At 63.6% G+C, this 15004-nt stretch carries 16 protein-coding genes; 15 read left to right on the top strand and 1 reads right to left on the bottom strand.

Annotated elements, in window-relative coordinates; all coding sequences use genetic code 11:
- Window positions 1-18 precede the first annotated feature (18 nt).
- The 12 genes from pgsA to BMIN_RS08400 all read left to right on the top strand — a co-directional run bounded on the left by pgsA (window position 19) and on the right by BMIN_RS08400 (window position 10831).
- The gene (gene pgsA / locus BMIN_RS06430) at window positions 19-705 is read left to right on the top strand and encodes a phosphatidylinositol phosphate synthase (RefSeq protein ID WP_022860663.1); all 687 of its coding nucleotides are present in this window, start codon (window positions 19-21) and stop codon (window positions 703-705) included.
- A gap of 50 nt (window positions 706-755) precedes the next feature.
- Entirely contained in the window at window positions 756-1514 is a 759-nt protein-coding gene (locus BMIN_RS06425; protein WP_022860662.1) for a YebC/PmpR family DNA-binding transcriptional regulator, read from the top strand.
- 5 nt (window positions 1515-1519) lie between these two features.
- Window positions 1520-2104, top strand: coding sequence for a crossover junction endodeoxyribonuclease RuvC (ruvC, locus tag BMIN_RS06420; protein WP_022860661.1), 585 nt, complete (start codon window positions 1520-1522; stop codon window positions 2102-2104).
- An 86-nt stretch (window positions 2105-2190) separates the two neighbouring features.
- Complete coding sequence (gene ruvA, locus BMIN_RS06415; RefSeq protein ID WP_026647335.1) at window positions 2191-2814, top strand: Holliday junction branch migration protein RuvA; 624 nt, start codon at window positions 2191-2193, stop codon at window positions 2812-2814.
- Window positions 2815-2817: 3 nt separating this feature from the next.
- Window positions 2818-3879, top strand: a complete 1062-nt coding sequence (gene ruvB / locus BMIN_RS06410) for a Holliday junction branch migration DNA helicase RuvB (RefSeq protein ID WP_022860659.1) — start codon at window positions 2818-2820, stop codon at window positions 3877-3879.
- Window positions 3880-3961: 82 nt separating this feature from the next.
- Window positions 3962-4429, top strand: a complete 468-nt coding sequence (gene yajC, locus BMIN_RS06405; protein ID WP_051126250.1) for a preprotein translocase subunit YajC — start codon at window positions 3962-3964, stop codon at window positions 4427-4429.
- A gap of 135 nt (window positions 4430-4564) precedes the next feature.
- The gene (locus BMIN_RS06400; RefSeq protein ID WP_022860657.1) at window positions 4565-5146 is read left to right on the top strand and encodes an adenine phosphoribosyltransferase; all 582 of its coding nucleotides are present in this window, start codon (window positions 4565-4567) and stop codon (window positions 5144-5146) included.
- Window positions 5147-5178: 32 nt separating this feature from the next.
- Entirely contained in the window at window positions 5179-6372 is a 1194-nt protein-coding gene (sucC, locus tag BMIN_RS06395; RefSeq protein WP_022860656.1) for an ADP-forming succinate--CoA ligase subunit beta, read from the top strand.
- Complete coding sequence (gene sucD / locus BMIN_RS06390; RefSeq protein ID WP_022860655.1) at window positions 6369-7301, top strand: succinate--CoA ligase subunit alpha; 933 nt, start codon at window positions 6369-6371, stop codon at window positions 7299-7301. Before sucC ends, sucD begins: the two co-directional genes overlap by 4 nt.
- 29 nt (window positions 7302-7330) lie before the next feature.
- Window positions 7331-8659, top strand: coding sequence for a cell division protein PerM (locus BMIN_RS06385; protein WP_022860654.1), 1329 nt, complete (start codon window positions 7331-7333; stop codon window positions 8657-8659).
- Window positions 8646-10298: a bifunctional phosphoribosylaminoimidazolecarboxamide formyltransferase/IMP cyclohydrolase gene (purH, locus tag BMIN_RS06380; RefSeq protein ID WP_022860653.1), complete on the top strand. Its 1653-nt coding sequence runs from the start codon at window positions 8646-8648 to the stop codon at window positions 10296-10298. The genes BMIN_RS06385 and purH overlap by 14 nt, the downstream gene beginning before the upstream one ends.
- A gap of 239 nt (window positions 10299-10537) precedes the next feature.
- Window positions 10538-10831 (top strand): DUF3017 domain-containing protein, encoded by a 294-nt coding sequence (locus tag BMIN_RS08400; RefSeq protein ID WP_081647951.1) that lies wholly within the window; start codon window positions 10538-10540, stop codon window positions 10829-10831.
- Here BMIN_RS08400 and BMIN_RS06370 read toward each other — a convergent pair.
- A complete protein-coding gene (locus BMIN_RS06370; RefSeq protein WP_022860650.1) occupies window positions 10748-11737 on the bottom strand; it encodes an MIP/aquaporin family protein in 990 nt (329 codons plus the stop codon). The two genes, BMIN_RS08400 and BMIN_RS06370, sit on opposite strands and share 84 nt — an antisense overlap.
- A 182-nt stretch (window positions 11738-11919) precedes the next feature.
- On the opposite strand from BMIN_RS06370, the gene BMIN_RS06365 reads away from it, so the two are divergent.
- From BMIN_RS06365 to BMIN_RS09270, 3 genes are read left to right on the top strand one after another with little or no spacing between them, the layout of a single operon-like run.
- Window positions 11920-12723 carry a pseudouridine synthase gene (locus BMIN_RS06365; RefSeq protein WP_033395332.1) on the top strand — a complete coding sequence of 268 codons (804 nt, stop codon included), beginning with the start codon at window positions 11920-11922 and terminating at the stop codon, window positions 12721-12723.
- Window positions 12720-14507 (top strand): ribosome biogenesis GTPase Der, encoded by a 1788-nt coding sequence (gene der, locus BMIN_RS06360; RefSeq protein WP_476559198.1) that lies wholly within the window; start codon window positions 12720-12722, stop codon window positions 14505-14507. Before BMIN_RS06365 ends, der begins: the two co-directional genes overlap by 4 nt.
- On the top strand, window positions 14504-14845 hold the full coding sequence (locus BMIN_RS09270) for a hypothetical protein (RefSeq protein WP_476559197.1): 342 nt from the start codon (window positions 14504-14506) through the stop codon (window positions 14843-14845). The genes der and BMIN_RS09270 overlap by 4 nt, the downstream gene beginning before the upstream one ends.
- The last annotated feature ends 159 nt before the right edge of the window (window positions 14846-15004 follow it).

The following is a 15004-nucleotide window of genomic DNA, read 5'->3' as shown; positions in this document are numbered from 1 at the left end:
AGGAAGGTAACGGTCGTTATGCTTGAACGACTTCGCGGGCCCTTCAAAAGGCTTATCGCACCGGTGGCACGCGCCATGGTGGCCATGGGTCTAAGCGCCGACGCGGTCACCATCATCGGTGCCGTGGGAACGATCATCGCTGCCATCGCCACGGGGGTATCGGGGTGGCTGTTCACCGGGGCCCTTGTGATGACCGTGCTCGTCATCTTCGACTCGCTTGATGGTTCCGTCGCCGCGATGACGACCGGAGGAACGGCCTTCGGGGCCTTTCTGGACTCCACGCTGGATCGCATCGCGGACTGGGCCGTCCTGGCCGGCGTGGTGGTGTATTTCCTCATCCATACGCCATGGTCGGCGTCGCCCGCCACCCCACCGATGACGACGTCCGATGTCATGGGATGGATCGGCCTTCTTGCAGCGCTGTATTCAATCATGACCTCGTTCGTCACGTCCTACGCGAGGGCGAGGGCGGAAGCGGTCGGATGCGAGGCCAAAAGCGGAGTGGCGACGCGATCCGACAGGCTCACCATCATCCTTGTCGGGATGGGGATCGCCGGACTGTCGGGACAGGACATCATCCTCTCGCTGGCCATGGTCGTCCTGGCCATTCTGGGAACGATAACCGTGATCCAGCGGGTCGGCGAGGTCCGCTCGCAGCTGCCCCCGCGTGACGACGGCACGACGCCGAACGCTCTTGTCGGCTGAATGCTCTAGAATCGTGTCGTTTTCCGTATACGCTACCTGCTAGGAGCAATATGTCAGGGCATTCGAAGTGGGCAACCACCAAGCACAAGAAGGCCGCCATCGACGCGAAGCGTGGCAAGCTGTTCGCCAAGCTGATCAAGAACATCGAGATCGCGGCGCGCATGGGCGGAGGCGACCCCGACGGCAATCCGACCCTGTACGATGCGATCGTCAAGGCCAAGAAGGCCTCGATGCCGGCCGACAACATCAAGCGGGCGGTCAAGCGAGGATCGGGCGAGGAGGCTGGCGCCGCCAACTACGAGGACATCGTCTACGAGGGCTATGCGCCTGCGGGCGTGGGCGTCATCATCGAATGCCTCACAGACAACCGCAACCGGGCGGCGGCCGAGGTCCGTTCGGTGCTGACCAAGGGCAACGGGTCTCTGGCCACAAGCGGCTCCGTGAGCTTCAACTTCGAGCGCAAGGGGCAGATCGTCGTCCCCTCGGAGGGCCTCGACTACGATGACCTGTTCGAGAAGGCGGCCGAGGCCGGCGCCGAGGACGTCATCGACGATGACGACGTCTTCACGATCGTCACCGATCCCTCGGATATGATCGAGGTCCGCAAGGCGCTCCAGGCCGAGGGCATCGACTACGACTCCGCCGACCTGGTCATGATGCCGAAAACCGAGGTGGAGCTCTCTCTGGAGGATGCGCAGAAGGTATCGCGGCTGATCGACAATCTCGACGATCTCGACGACGTCCAGAACATCTACAGCAACTGGACGGCCTCGGACGAGGTGATGGCCCAGCTCGCGCAGGAGGATTGATCCTCGTGATCATTCTTGGCGTCGACCCGGGCCTCACCCGCTGCGGGGTCGGCGTCGTGGAGGCCGGCGGTTCCCGCCGGCTTTCCTTTATCCACGTGGATGTCGTCCGATCCGATCCGCATATATCCCAGGATCTGCGTCTTCTGGCGATCTACAACGGTCTGTCCGAGAAGCTGGAACGCTTCGCGCCGGATGCGGTCTCCATCGAGCGCGTCTTCGCCCAGGACAACCGCAACACCGTCCTGGGAACGGCTCAGGCGGCGGGCCTCGCCATGCTGGCCGCGGCGCAGCGGGGGATTCCCGTCGCGCTGCACACGCCCACCGAGGCCAAACTCGCCATCACCGGCAACGGGAAGGCCCAGAAGGTCCAGGTCGAGCGGATGGTCATGCGGTTCCTCAACCTCAATGAGATGCCCACCCCCGCCGACGCGGCCGACGCTCTGGCCCTCGCCATATGCCACGCCCTGCGGCCCGCGGGCGCGCTGCAGGGAGGGGAGAGGGAGGAGCATCTCACCGCGGCCCAGCGGCAATGGGCGCTTGCGGCCCAGCGGACGAAGCGTCGTCGGATCAACGGTGACCGGGGCATGTAGTACCATATCGAACAGATGTTCGAACAAGAGACTTCCATGTCATGGCGGACCGGGCATCCACCTACGACGGAAGGGAACGGAGCGGTATGATTGGCTTGCTGTCGGGAACGGTCGAATCGGTGGACACGGACACGACGCTTATCATGTTGTCCTCGGGCCTCGGCTTCACCGTCAGAATGCCGGCCACCGATCTTTCCTCCCTTCACGCCGGGCAGCACGCCCGCATCTACACGGTTCTCAGCGCCAGTCAGGATCAGATGACCCTGTACGGATTCATCGACGAATCCTCGCGACGGCTTTTCACCCAGCTCCAGAAAACCAGCGGGATCGGCCCCAAGGTGGCGCTGTCGCTTCTGTCTACGTTGGGAGCGACGGGATTGTCGCGGGCCATCGTCGACGGGGACGTCTCCGCACTGTCCACGGCGCCGGGATTGGGCCGGAAGGGCGCGCAGAAGATCATCCTCGAACTCAGTGGAATCCTCTCCCGGGAGGACGCCGAGAAGACGCCCGCGACGATGGACTCCGACGGCTCTCCCATGTCCACCGTGATCCAGGGGCTTATGTCCCTGGGATGGAGCGAGCAGGATTCCACCGCCGCGGCCCGTCGCGTCTGCGAAACCGACGGAGACCCGCATGACGGCGCCCCCGGCGCGGAGGACATCCCCCGACTGCTGCGACTCGCCTTGGCGTCAATGGACAGAGGACGATAGATCATGACGAACGGCCACGACAACTCCGGCGCCGCAGAGGAATCCCTCCGCATGGTGTCCTCGTCTCCGCTGGACAACGAGCCCGTCAGCGACGAGGAGCTGAGACCCCACCATCTTGAGGGGTTCATCGGGCAGCCGCGACTCAAGGCGCAGCTGCAGCTGTTCCTGGATGCGGCGCGCAAACGCGACGTGCCGCCGGACCATATCCTCCTCGCAGGCCCTCCCGGATTGGGAAAGACGACCCTCGCCATGATCGTCGCCAATGAGCTCGAAGTCCCCATACGGGTGACCTCCGGGCCGGCGATCCAGCACGCCGGCGACCTCGCGTCCATTCTCAGCTCATTGGAGACGGGGGAGGTTCTGTTCATCGACGAGATCCATCGCCTTCCACGGGCCGCGGAGGAGCTCCTGTACATCGCCATGGAGGACTTCCGCGTCGATGTGATGGTCGGCAAGGGGCCCGGCGCATCCTCCATCCCCCTGACGCTGCCGCGGTTCACCGTTATCGGAGCCACGACCCGGGAGGGCATGCTCCCTTCGCCCCTTCGAGCGCGTTTCGGATTCACTGCGCATCTGGACTTCTACCCGCATGAGGAGCTCGAACGGCTGATCGAGCGCTCGTCCGACGTGCTGGGCATGCGTCTGGCGCCGGATGCGGCGCGGGAACTCTCGCTCCGTTCCCGCGGTACCCCGCGAATCGCCAATCGCCTTCTCCGCAGGGTGCGCGACTGGGCCACCGTGCATGATCTGTCGACTGTCGGCCCCGATGCGGTTCATGACGCGCTGTCCCTCTACCAGATCGATTCCGAGGGGCTCGACCGTCTGGACATCGCCGTCCTCAGGGCCATCGTGCGCAATTTCAACGGCGGACCCGTCGGGCTCAACAACCTGTCCGCCATGGTGGGGGAGGAGTCGGAGACCGTCGAAACCGTGTGCGAGCCCTATCTGGTCCGCGAGGCGTTCCTCGTGCGCACGCCCAAGGGCCGTGTCGCCACGGATAAGGCGTGGAGGCATCTGGGCATCACGCCCCCTGGACGTGACGGCGATGTCAGCAAGAACATCTAGAGTATGTGCTCGTCGGATGTTGTCGGTGACATCCCTTGCGTGAGGAGTTCCTTCAGTGGATCAGGGCCAGCAATTGTTCTTCATGGTCATAATCATCGTGCTCTTCGGAGGCATGATGTGGTGGTCATCGCGGAAGACGCGTAAACAGCAAAAGGAAACACAGGATTTCCGCAAGAATCTCCAGCCCGGCGAGGAGGTCATCACGATCGGCGGCGTGATCGGCAAGGTGGTGTCCGTCGACCCCCAGTACGAGGAGATCGTCCTGGATTCAGAGGGATCCCTGATGAGATTCACCTTCAGGGCCATCCACAAGGCCTACACCAGGCCGGCATTCATCCCGGACTCCGAGGTGGACGAGCAGGGGAATCCCCTTCCCGAGGCTACGGGCGAATCATCGGATGAGGTCTCACCCACCCCATCGGATTCGACCTCATCGTCGGCCGAGTCCGTATCATCAGCCGAGTCCGGAACGCCCGGAACGGACTCCGATCCGGCGGACGGCACGACCCCGTCCTCGGCATCGGTCCCGAACGAGGCGGACGCCCGATAAAGAACGGCTTCACGGACCGGACGACAAGAGATTGCTCGTCCGGTCCGGGCGTGACGGCCCGATCACGGCCACTCAGTTCGCGGTCGCTCGGCGATCACTCAGCGACCACACAAAGGAACACGAGGATGAGAACGAATGTCTCACGGTGACATCAGCATCGATAAATTGGAGAAGGTCGATCAGGCGGACGCCCGATATCTGGTGTCTCTGATCCGGTCCATTCCGGATTTCCCCAAACCCGGAATCCTGTTCAGGGATTTCATGCCCGTACTGGCCGACCCCCGTGGCCTGCGGATCATGATCAACGGGCTGGAGGCCGCGCTGCCGGTTCCCGTCGATTCCTTCGACCTCGTGGCGGGTCTTGAGGCGCGCGGCTTTCTCTTCGGCCCGGCATTGGCGTCCCGACTGGGGAAGGGCTTCATAGCCGTCCGAAAGGCAGGAAAGCTTCCTCCCGAGACCGTGGGGGAGGAGTACTCTCTCGAATACGGAACGCAGAGAATCGAGATCGAACGTTCGGCGATCCGTCCGGGACAACGGGTGCTGGTCGTCGACGACCTCATCGCCACGGGCGGGACGGCCAAAGCCGCCGCCGACCTCATCGTCGCATGCGGAGGGAAAGTGTCGGGATTCAGCTTCGTCATGGAGCTCAACGGGTTGAATGGCGTGGCCGCGTTGGGTGATCATCCGACCAGCTCATTGCTGACCATGCCAGCCTGACATCACAACCGGAACGGGAGGGATTTCTTCTGATGGATCTCTATGAGTACCAGGCGCGCGAGCTTCTGGCGGAACAGGGAATCGCCATTCCCCGCGGGTTCTATGCGACTACGCCTGAGGAGGCCGTCGCCGCGGCCGTCCGCATCGGATTCCCCTGCGTGGTCAAGGGACAGGCCACGATAGGACATCGGGGACAGGCGGGTGCCGTCGTCGTCGCCCATGACGCGGATGAGGTCCGCGAGCTGTCCCGCCGCATACTGCCCATGACGATTCACGGCCATCACGTCAACGGCGTCCTCATCGCCGAGGCCAAGAACATCATCCACGAGTATTACGTCTCCATCTCGGTCGACAGATCGTCACGGGACTTCGATGTCCTCGCCACGGCGAATGGCGGAACCGAGGTGGAGGAGGTCGCTCGGCAGCATCCCGAGTCGGTCAAAAGACTCCATATCGAGGCCCTGGACGACTTCGACGAATCGGCCGCCCGAGACATGGCGCGGAGCATCGGCTTCTACCATGCGGACGTCGATCAGGCCGCCGACATCCTTCTGCGCATGTGGCGCTGCTTCATCGAGAACGACGCGACATTGGTCGAGATCAATCCCCTCGCGAAAATCGGCGATCCGGATGACGAATCATCCAAGATGCTGTGCGCGCTTGACGCCAAGATTTCGCTTGACGGGAACGCGGCGTTCCGGCATGACGGCTGGTCCCGGTTCGAGGACACCTCACGTCACGACCCCTTCGAGGAGCGGGCGAAGAAACTGGGCCTGCATTACGTCAGGCTCCGCGGACAGGTAGGCGTCATCGGCAATGGGGCCGGACTTGTTATGAGCTCGCTCGACGCCGTCTCGGGCGCAGGGGACGCGCAGGGCAGCGGCGTCGCGCCGGCCAATTTCCTCGACATCGGCGGAGGGGCCTCGGCCAAGGTGATGCAGGACAGCCTGTCGATCATCCTGTCCGACCCGCAGGTCGCGTCGGTGTTCATCAACATCTATGGCGGCATCACCTCCTGCCGTCTTGTGGCCGAAGGGATCCTCAGCGCGATCGACGCCCTGGGATCGCATCTGCCGATAATCGTGCGATTCGACGGCAACGAGGCGGCCGAGGGACTGGACATCCTCGGAAGCGCCGGCCGCCCGTCGATACATGTCTGTCCGACCATGGAGGAGGCCGCCGCACTCGCGGCGCGTATGGCGGTTTCGGGAGGGGACAATAAGTGAGTGTTTTCATTGACGACGGATCTCCGGTGATCGTCCAGGGGATGACGGGTCATCAGGGCATGGTCCATACCGCCCGCATGCTTCGGGCGGGAACGCGCATCGTCGGCGGGGTCAATCCACGCAAAGCCGGATCGCTTATCGACTTTCCCGGCGTCGACGGAGGACCGGACGTCCGCATCCCCGTCTTTGCCGACTGCGCGCAGGCTCGGAAGGCAACGGGGGCCCGCGCGAGCGTGATCTTCGTTCCCCCGCGTTTCGCGAAGGACGCGATGGTCGAGGCGATCGAAGCGGGCATGTCGCTTATCGTGGTGATCACGGAGGGCATTCCCGTGGCCGACACCGCCTACGCCGTGGAGCTCGCCCTGCGACGCGGATCGCGGATCGTGGGGCCGAACTGCCCGGGACTGATCACCCTGCCCGCATCCCCCACGGGTCGGGGCGTGAATCTCGGCATCATACCCGATGGAATCGTGGGCCGCGGTCCCCTGGGCCTTGTCTCCAAATCGGGAACCCTGACATACCAGCTGATGGGAGAGCTTTCGGACATCGGATTCACCGCATGCCTGGGCGCGGGAGGGGATCCCATCGTCGGCACGACGCTTCAGGAGGCCCTTGAGCAGTTCAACGCCGACCCCGACACCAAGGCCGTGATGATGATCGGAGAGATAGGCGGAGCCGCCGAGCAGGAGGCCGCCGAGTGGGCCCGGAGGAACATGGACAAACCCGTGGTCGCCTACATCGCCGGATTCACGGCTCCCGAGGGACGCCAGATGGGGCACGCGGGAGCGATCGTATCCCAGGGAAAGGGAACGGCGCAGGACAAGAAGACGGCATTGGAATCGTGCGGGATTCCGGTGGGATCCACTCCCGCGCAGGCCGCGGCCATCATGCGTTCGCTTATTCAGGACAAGGCAATCCGGCGCCAATGACTCCACGATCCTGCCTCCGACGCTTGCTCATGGGCATCGTGGTGTCCGCGTGCGCCCTTGCGCTGTACGCTCTGGCCGTGGGGCTGTTCCTCGCGTTGACGCTTCTTGTCATCTCCATGGAGGAGGGCGAGGAAAGCGTATCCCAATCCGCGATCCCTCTTATGGAGGCGGTGGTTCTGCAGAGCCAGGGGATCGGCATCACATGGGGATCCGTGACCGTGACCCTCATACCGCTTCTGCTCACGGTTCTTCTCGTGGCGCTGATCGCGGCCCTGACCATGCAGTTGGCGGGATCACCCCTCGGATATCTTTCAGGAGTGCTCACCTGGTCCGGATTGTCATGGATATTCACTCAGGGCGTCACCGTCACCCTTATGGATCCGACGTGGACGATTATCGCGAAAGCCGCCGCGCTGTTCTCCCTGGCGTATGTTCTCGGATCGCTGGGAAGAAAGCCCCCGGTACTCGCCGACCTGATCAGGGCGGCTCACGAACGGATACCATCCGCCGTCGGACGCGTCGGACGCGTCGGAATTCAGATCGTAGCCGTCGTTCTGGCATCCTCCCTCGCGGCGGGAATCATCGTGACGACCATATGGGCCATACGCAACCATTCCGGCATGGCGGCGTTGTTCGACATGCTGGGCATGAAAACCGGATCACGCATTCTCACCACGCTCTGCACGCTTATATGGCTGCCCAATATATGGCTGTGGGGATTGTCCTGGATGTGCGGATCCGGTTTCTCGATCGGTTCGGACGCGACGTTCACCTTGTGGTCCGGAAGTGCCACCGACCTTCCCCCTATCCCGCTTCTGGGGATCCTTCCCGACGCGGTGGGCAACGACGCATTGCGCACCACGCTCCTTCTCGTTCCCGTGGCGATCGGCTTCGCCGCCATGTTGGCGATGCTGCTGTCGTCCCGAGCCTATCGTCTACGTCCTGTCCGAACGGAAGATCCGCACGTCTTCCTGACCTCCCTTCTCTCGTTCCTCACCCCCGCGGCGTCGATGCTCGTCGCAGTGGCCGTGCTCTCGGCGGCATTCAGCGCTCTGTTCGCCCTATCGAACGGAGCCCTGGGAACGGATCGTCTCGCCCACGTCGGAGTGAACGTCGCGCAGGCCACCCGCGCAGTGACGCGTTCGGCCGCATGGGGGATGCTGGCCGCGTGGACGCTGGTCCTCATCGTCTTCTGCGCCGTTTTCGCGACGAAATGGCTCCACGCCACCATCCGCACCCGTCTGAAGGCCACGCCGAAGGACTTCCCGGAGGGCTCCACGAAGGACTCCCCGGGGGACGGACCACGAATCGTCAGCTCACAACCACCAACCAAGGAGGAGAACGATGGCAGCAACTAACCGACCAATCAAACGGGCGTTGGTGTCCGTCTACCACAAGAACGGTCTGGACGTCCTCGCCCGGGCGTTCATCAAGGCGTCGGTCGAGGTCGTGTCCACGGGATCCACCGCCAAGGCGCTGCGCGACTACGGGGTCGACGTCATCGACGTCAGCACCGTCACGGGCTTCCCCGAGAGTCTGGGAGGACGCGTCAAAACGCTTGATCCCCATATCCACGCGGGAATCCTCGCGGATATGACCAATCCCGACCATGTGGGGCAGCTGCGGGAGCTGGGCATCAAGCCCTTCGATCTGGTCGTCGTCAATCTCTATCCCTTCGAACAGACCGTCATCTCAGGGGCCGACGAGGCCTCGTGCATCGAGAAGATCGACATCGGAGGCCCCTCCATGGTCAGAGGTGCGGCCAAGAACAGTGCGAGCGTCGCCGTCATCACGGATCCGGAGGATTATGCCCTCGTCGCGTCCCGCGTGGAGAACGGCTCGGGATTCACGCTCGAGGAGCGCCGTTGGCTGGCCGCACGGGCCTTTGCCGCCACCGCCGCCTATGACGCGTCCATCATCGAATGGGCCTCGACGACGTGGCCGCGTCCCGAATCGCTTACCGGGGATGGCCATGAACCCACGACGGAGGACGCCGCAAGCGGGCCGTCCGCGGCGGATGAGACGCTGTTCCCGAGGAATCTGACACGGACATGGTCGAAATCCCATGAGCTCCGATATGGCGAGAACCCCCATCAGAAGGCCGCGCTGTACCGCGATCCCCTCAATCTTTCCGGATTCGCCCAGGCGGATCAGCTTGGCGGAAAGCCCATGAGCTACAACAACTACGTGGACGCCGACGCCGCATGGAGGGCCGTGTGGGACATGTCCCCCCACATCGCCGTCGCCGTCGTCAAGCACAACAATCCCTGCGGTCTGGCCATCGGCGACACCGTGGCACAGGCCCATCTCAAGGCCCATGCCTGCGATCCCCTCAGCGCCTACGGCGGTGTGATCGCCGCCAACGCCCCCATCACCATGGAGATGGCGCAGGGAGTCCGCCCCATCTTCACCGAGGTGATGGTGGCTCCCGATTATGAGCCCGGCGTCGTGGAGTTCCTCCGGCAGCACAAGAAGAACCTCCGGATCCTCAAGGTGGCCCAGCCTCCGCGGTCCGCGACCCAGATGCGCGCCATCGATGGAGGGGTTCTGGTGCAGTCCACCGATCTCATCGACGCCCCCGGCGATGATCCCCGGTCATGGACACTGGTCTCGGGACAGGCCGCGGACGAGCCGACATTGCGCGATCTCCAGTTCGCATGGCGAGCCATCCGCTGCGTCAAATCCAACGCCGTTCTGCTCGCCCACGACGGCGCCACCGTGGGCATCGGCATGGGACAGGTCAATCGCGTCGACTCCTGCAATCTTGCGGTTGAAAGAGCCAACACCCTCGCCGACGGAGCGAACCGCGCACGCGGCTCCGTGGCGGCTTCCGACGCCTTCTTCCCCTTCGCGGACGGCCCCCAGATCCTCATCGACGCCGGAGTCAGGGCGATCGTCCAGCCAGGAGGATCGATCAGGGACAAGGAGGTCATCGCGGCGGCCCAATCGAGCGATGTGACGATGTACCTGACGGGCACACGCCACTTCTTCCACTGAACCGTAGGATGATCCCCGCCTCATGACATGGGTTTGAACGGCGCCGCCATCCGGCATAGCGCGGATGATGGCGGCGCCGTGGCCATATCCTGCACGGAATCCATATTCGGCACGGGACATGGGACAATGTGCAGGGACAGTATGTCATAGGTCGACGGGAGCCGAAGACGAACAACGGGAAGACGAACAACGGGAAGACGAACAACGGGAAGACGAACGAAGGAAAGGCAGGTGCGCATATGAGCGACGGCGGTCATCACCCCTATGTCTCCGAATCGCATGAGGGATCACCGTGGTTCGAATGGGCGCTCACCCTCATCGTCATCGTCGCGACGGTCCTCGGATTCATAGGAAAGACCATGGAGGCCACGGCGGTGTTCTCCGTGGCCTCCATGGTCTGCGCGTTCCTCAGGCTCGCTCTTCGCGAGCGGAGTCCGTGGAAGGTGCGTTCAGTGCGTTTCGACTCCTTCATCGGATTCGCTCTGGGACTCGGACTCATCGTCCTCTACATGTCCATCAGGCTCCACGGCTGACTCCGATTCCGCATCATCCGCGGTTTGCGCATCATCAACGACCGAGTCCTCGTCGCCGTCCGCATCGGTATCGCTGGCCGTTACGGCATTCTGGAAGGTCTGGGGCACCGAGGCGGGGCGCGGATTGAGAACCATCTGCGAGACGATCACCACCAATGACACCAGAGCCGCGGCAAGAACCGGGCATATCCAGAAGATCCATAGCTGCTGAAGCGGCTCCTGCGCGAGCCCATGGTTCTGCGCGAACACGGCGATGCCGGTAGAACGCGCGGGATTCAGTCCAGAACCCGTGACCGGATACGTGATCCCGGCGGCGATGCCATAGGCCACCGCGATGAACCCCGTGTGGGCCGCATCGACATGACCATCCTGATCCATCGCGCGCAGCACCGTGGAGATGACGATCAGGGCACCGATCAGCTCGACGATGACCGCCAGCGCGATGCTGAAGGTGACGTTCACGCTGCTCAGCGTCGAATACGACACCGATCCGTCATCGAAGCCGTTGACGGCCGGCGTCAGCCAGATCTTTGCCGTCAACGTGGATGAGGTGGGCAGAAGCCTCACGATCAGCGCACCGGCGCCAATGGCTCCCACCAGCTGGGCCACGATGTACGAGACCCCATCGACGATGCGCGTGCGCCCCATCAGCATCGCGGCGAGGGTGACGGCCGGATTGGTCTGCGCGCCGGACACCCTGCCGAAGACGACGGCCGCCGCCATGTAGGCCAGACCCGTCGCAACCGCGACGAAGGCCATGTTGACTCCGTACATCGCGGTCCCCAGCGTGCTCACGGCATAGATGGCGAAGCACACCACCAGGCTTGAGGCGAATTCGGATGCGATGCGGAGGGCTAGTGGATACGACACGGTTTTCTCCGCGCCTCTGGTAATGCAATCGTTCATGACGGTCCTTGTCTTGACTGCCGCGGAACCCCGCGGAACGCTGTCAGTGTACCAGTCCATCCTCGGAATGCGGTATCATGGTCACTTCGTATGCGTCGCCCTGGGCACGGATACGACATCATCGACGCCGCCACGAGCAGGACATCGTCATCGCGGCGTCATCGGGCCACGTTGGGAGAACGATGCCACACACGAACACCACATCTTTTCAGGACACCCCCCATCGGCAGGGAACGCGGGAGGAGCGCCCATCCGATGATGGCGCGATACGCCTTCAGAAGCTTCTGGCGCAGGCGGGTTTCGGTTCACGACGCAAATGCGAGGAGCTGATCACCGAAGGGCGCGTGGAGGTCGACGGGGAGCTGGTCACCCAGCTGGGGACCCGCGTGAACCCCCGAAGCCAGAAGGTCCGCGTCGACGGTTCACGGGTCCGTCTCGACGGACGGCACGTCACGCTGGCTCTGAACAAGCCACGCAAGGTCCTCAGCACCATGGACGACCCGAAGGGGCGCTTCACTCTCAGGGACATCGTGGGCGACAAATACGAGCGGATATTCCACATGGGCCGTCTGGACTACGATTCCGAGGGTCTGATCCTCATGACCAACGACGGCGAGCTGAGCCAGCACGTCATGCATCCCAAATACGAGGTCGCGAAAACGTATATCGCCACGATTGACGGACATATCGGCGGCAACGTGTGCCATCGCCTCGTCACCCAGGGCGTTCAGCTTGAGGATGGCCACATCTCCTTCGACCGGTGCGCGATCATCGACTCGAACAGGGACACGACCATCGTCAAAGTCGTTCTCCACTCGGGACGCAACAGAATCGTCAGACGCGTGTTCGCCGCGGTCGGATTCCCCGTCCGTCGGCTTGTCCGCACGCAGATAGGCCCCATCCGTCTTGGAGACGTCAAGCCTGGAGCCTATCGCGTTCTGTCTGCGACCGAGGTCCGGTCGCTGTCCAAGGAGGTCGGTCTATGATCCGCGTCGCCATCGACGGGCCCGCCGGAGTGGGTAAATCATCGACGTCGAAGGCCCTGGCCGAACATTACGGATACGCCTATCTGGACACGGGCGCGATGTATAGGGCCTGCGCATGGTGGTGCATAAGGTCAGGCCTCGACCTCGACGCCGAGGATCTCGATGCGCAGGCCATCACCGAGGCGGTCGGGGACTTCTTCACCGGCGGTCATGCGCGGTTCGGCGTCGATCCGAAGGATCCCGTCGTGGAATCCGACGGCCGCGACATCCGCGACGAGATACGGTCCCATGACGTCTCATCCCATGTCTCCACGGTGTCGTCGATCATCCCCGTCAGGCATGTCCTCATCGCCGCCCAGCGCGCCATCATCGCCCAGGAGTCCGACGCGGAGTCGTTCTCGCACGGCACGGGAATCGTCGTGGAGGGCCGCGACATCACGACGGTGGTCGCCCCCGACGCCGAGGTAAGGGTGCTGCTGACCGCCCGCGAGGACGTCCGGCAGGCCCGCCGAAGCGGGCAGAAATCCGCAGGGGTCGGTCAGGACGACGTCGCTGCCCGCGACCATGCGGATTCGACGGTGACCAGCTTCCTCTCGGCCGCCGACGGCGTGACCACGGTGGACAATTCCGACCTGACGTTCCAGCAGACGCTCGATGCCCTGATCGCCCTGGTTGATGCCGCGATCGACGAGCAGGAATACCAGCGATACGCGGCCAACCTTGAGGGATACGATCTCGACGACGACGACAGGCGCCTTCTCGACGGAGACGAGTCGCGCGACGCCGCGGGCACGGCATCCGCCCGCATGGTCGGCGTCATCGCCGTGGTCGGACGGCCCAATGTCGGCAAATCCACACTCGTCAACAGGATTCTGGGCCGCAGGGCCGCCGTCGTCGAGGACGTCCCCGGCGTCACCAGGGACCGCGTGAGCTACGACGCCGAATGGGCCGGAACCGATTTCCGTCTGGTGGACACGGGAGGCTGGGAAAGCGGCGTGGAGGGGATCGATTCCGCCGTCGCGGATCAGGCCGAGATCGCCGTGGGTCTCGCCGACACCGTCATCCTGGTCGTCGACGGGCAGGTCGGCATGACCGCCACGGACGAACGGATCGTCTCCATGCTCAGGGCGTCGGGGAAGACGGTGACGCTCGCGGTGAACAAAATCGACGGACAGAGCGCCGAATACCTCACCGCCGAATTCTGGAAGCTCGGGATGGGACAGCCCTACGGAATATCGGCCATGCATGGGCGTGGCATCGGGGAGCTCCTCGACGCCGCCGTCGCGGCGCTGTCGAGGTCGAGCCGGACCTCCGGAAGCCTCACTCCGTCTCATCTACGCCGCGTGGCGCTCATCGGACGCCCCAACGTGGGTAAGTCATCCCTTCTCAACCAGATGGCCCATAATGAACGCTCCGTCGTCAACGAGCTCGCCGGCACCACACGGGACCCCGTTGACGACGTCGTGACCATTGATGGCGAGGACTGGCTGTTCATCGACACCGCGGGGATACGACGCCGGCAGCACAAGCTCACCGGGGCGGAGTACTACTCATCCCTTCGGACCGCTGCGGCCATCGACAGAGCCGAACTCGTTCTGGTCCTCTTCGACGCCTCGCAGCCCATATCCGATCAGGACCTCAAGGTGATGAGCCAGGCGGTGGACGCCGGACGAGCGGTCGTTCTGGTGTTCAACAAATGGGACCTCGCCGACGAGTTCGTCAGACAACGCGTGGAGAGACTGTGGCAGACCGAATTCGACCGGGTCACCTGGCTCAACGCGTGAATCTGTCCGCGAAAACCGGATGGCACACGAACCGTCTGGCCGACGCCATGAGGAAGGCGCTGAGCTCATGGGACCAGCGCGTTCCCACCGGAAAGCTCAATGCCTTCCTCGGGCAGCTGCAATCGGCCCATCCTCACCCTCTTCGTGGAGGGAAGCAGGCCCGCATCCTGTTCGCGACGCAGGCGTCCACGCGACCGCCGCGTTTCGTCATCTTCGCGACGGGATTCCTGGAACACGGATACCGACGGTTCATCGAAAGATCGTTGCGGGAGGAGTTCGGCTTCGAGGGGACTCCGCTTCAGATCTCGGTCACGGTCAGGGAGAAACGCCGCCGTTAGACCATTGGATTACGTCGCCGACAGACCAGAAAGCGTCACGTATCGATATAGCTTCACGTATCGATGGTGGGAGCCTCCGGGACCCTGCGGTTCGCCCCGCCATGGCCATGCGGTGGCGGCGTGGCGGCGACGTCATGGCGGCGTCGCGATGACGACACG

The sequence above is a fragment of the Bifidobacterium minimum genome, from assembly GCF_000741645.1.
GTDB lineage: Bacteria > Actinomycetota > Actinomycetes > Actinomycetales > Bifidobacteriaceae > Bifidobacterium > Bifidobacterium minimum.
The sequence above is the reverse complement of the archived record's forward strand: the minus strand, read 5'-3'. Positions and strand labels throughout refer to the sequence as shown.

Bases quoted from the DNA above. Each gene is read 5' to 3' on its own strand.
- BMIN_RS06365 (WP_033395332.1), top strand. From the start codon at position 11,920: ATGCCACACACGAACACCACATCTTTTCAGGACACCCCCCATCGGCAG.
- BMIN_RS06385 (WP_022860654.1), top strand. From the start codon at position 7,331: ATGGGCATCGTGGTGTCCGCGTGCGCCCTTGCGCTGTACGCTCTGGCC.
- BMIN_RS08400 (WP_081647951.1), top strand. From the start codon at position 10,538: ATGAGCGACGGCGGTCATCACCCCTATGTCTCCGAATCGCATGAGGGA.
- der (WP_476559198.1), top strand. From the start codon at position 12,720: ATGATCCGCGTCGCCATCGACGGGCCCGCCGGAGTGGGTAAATCATCG.
- pgsA (WP_022860663.1), top strand. From the start codon at position 19: ATGCTTGAACGACTTCGCGGGCCCTTCAAAAGGCTTATCGCACCGGTG.
- yajC (WP_051126250.1), top strand. From the start codon at position 3,962: ATGGTCATAATCATCGTGCTCTTCGGAGGCATGATGTGGTGGTCATCG.
- purH (WP_022860653.1), top strand. From the start codon at position 8,646: ATGGCAGCAACTAACCGACCAATCAAACGGGCGTTGGTGTCCGTCTAC.
- BMIN_RS06425 (WP_022860662.1), top strand. From the start codon at position 756: ATGTCAGGGCATTCGAAGTGGGCAACCACCAAGCACAAGAAGGCCGCC.
- ruvB (WP_022860659.1), top strand. From the start codon at position 2,818: ATGACGAACGGCCACGACAACTCCGGCGCCGCAGAGGAATCCCTCCGC.
- BMIN_RS06370 (WP_022860650.1), bottom strand. From the start codon at position 11,737: ATGAACGATTGCATTACCAGAGGCGCGGAGAAAACCGTGTCGTATCCA.
- ruvA (WP_026647335.1), top strand. From the start codon at position 2,191: ATGATTGGCTTGCTGTCGGGAACGGTCGAATCGGTGGACACGGACACG.
- BMIN_RS06400 (WP_022860657.1), top strand. From the start codon at position 4,565: ATGTCTCACGGTGACATCAGCATCGATAAATTGGAGAAGGTCGATCAG.
- sucC (WP_022860656.1), top strand. From the start codon at position 5,179: ATGGATCTCTATGAGTACCAGGCGCGCGAGCTTCTGGCGGAACAGGGA.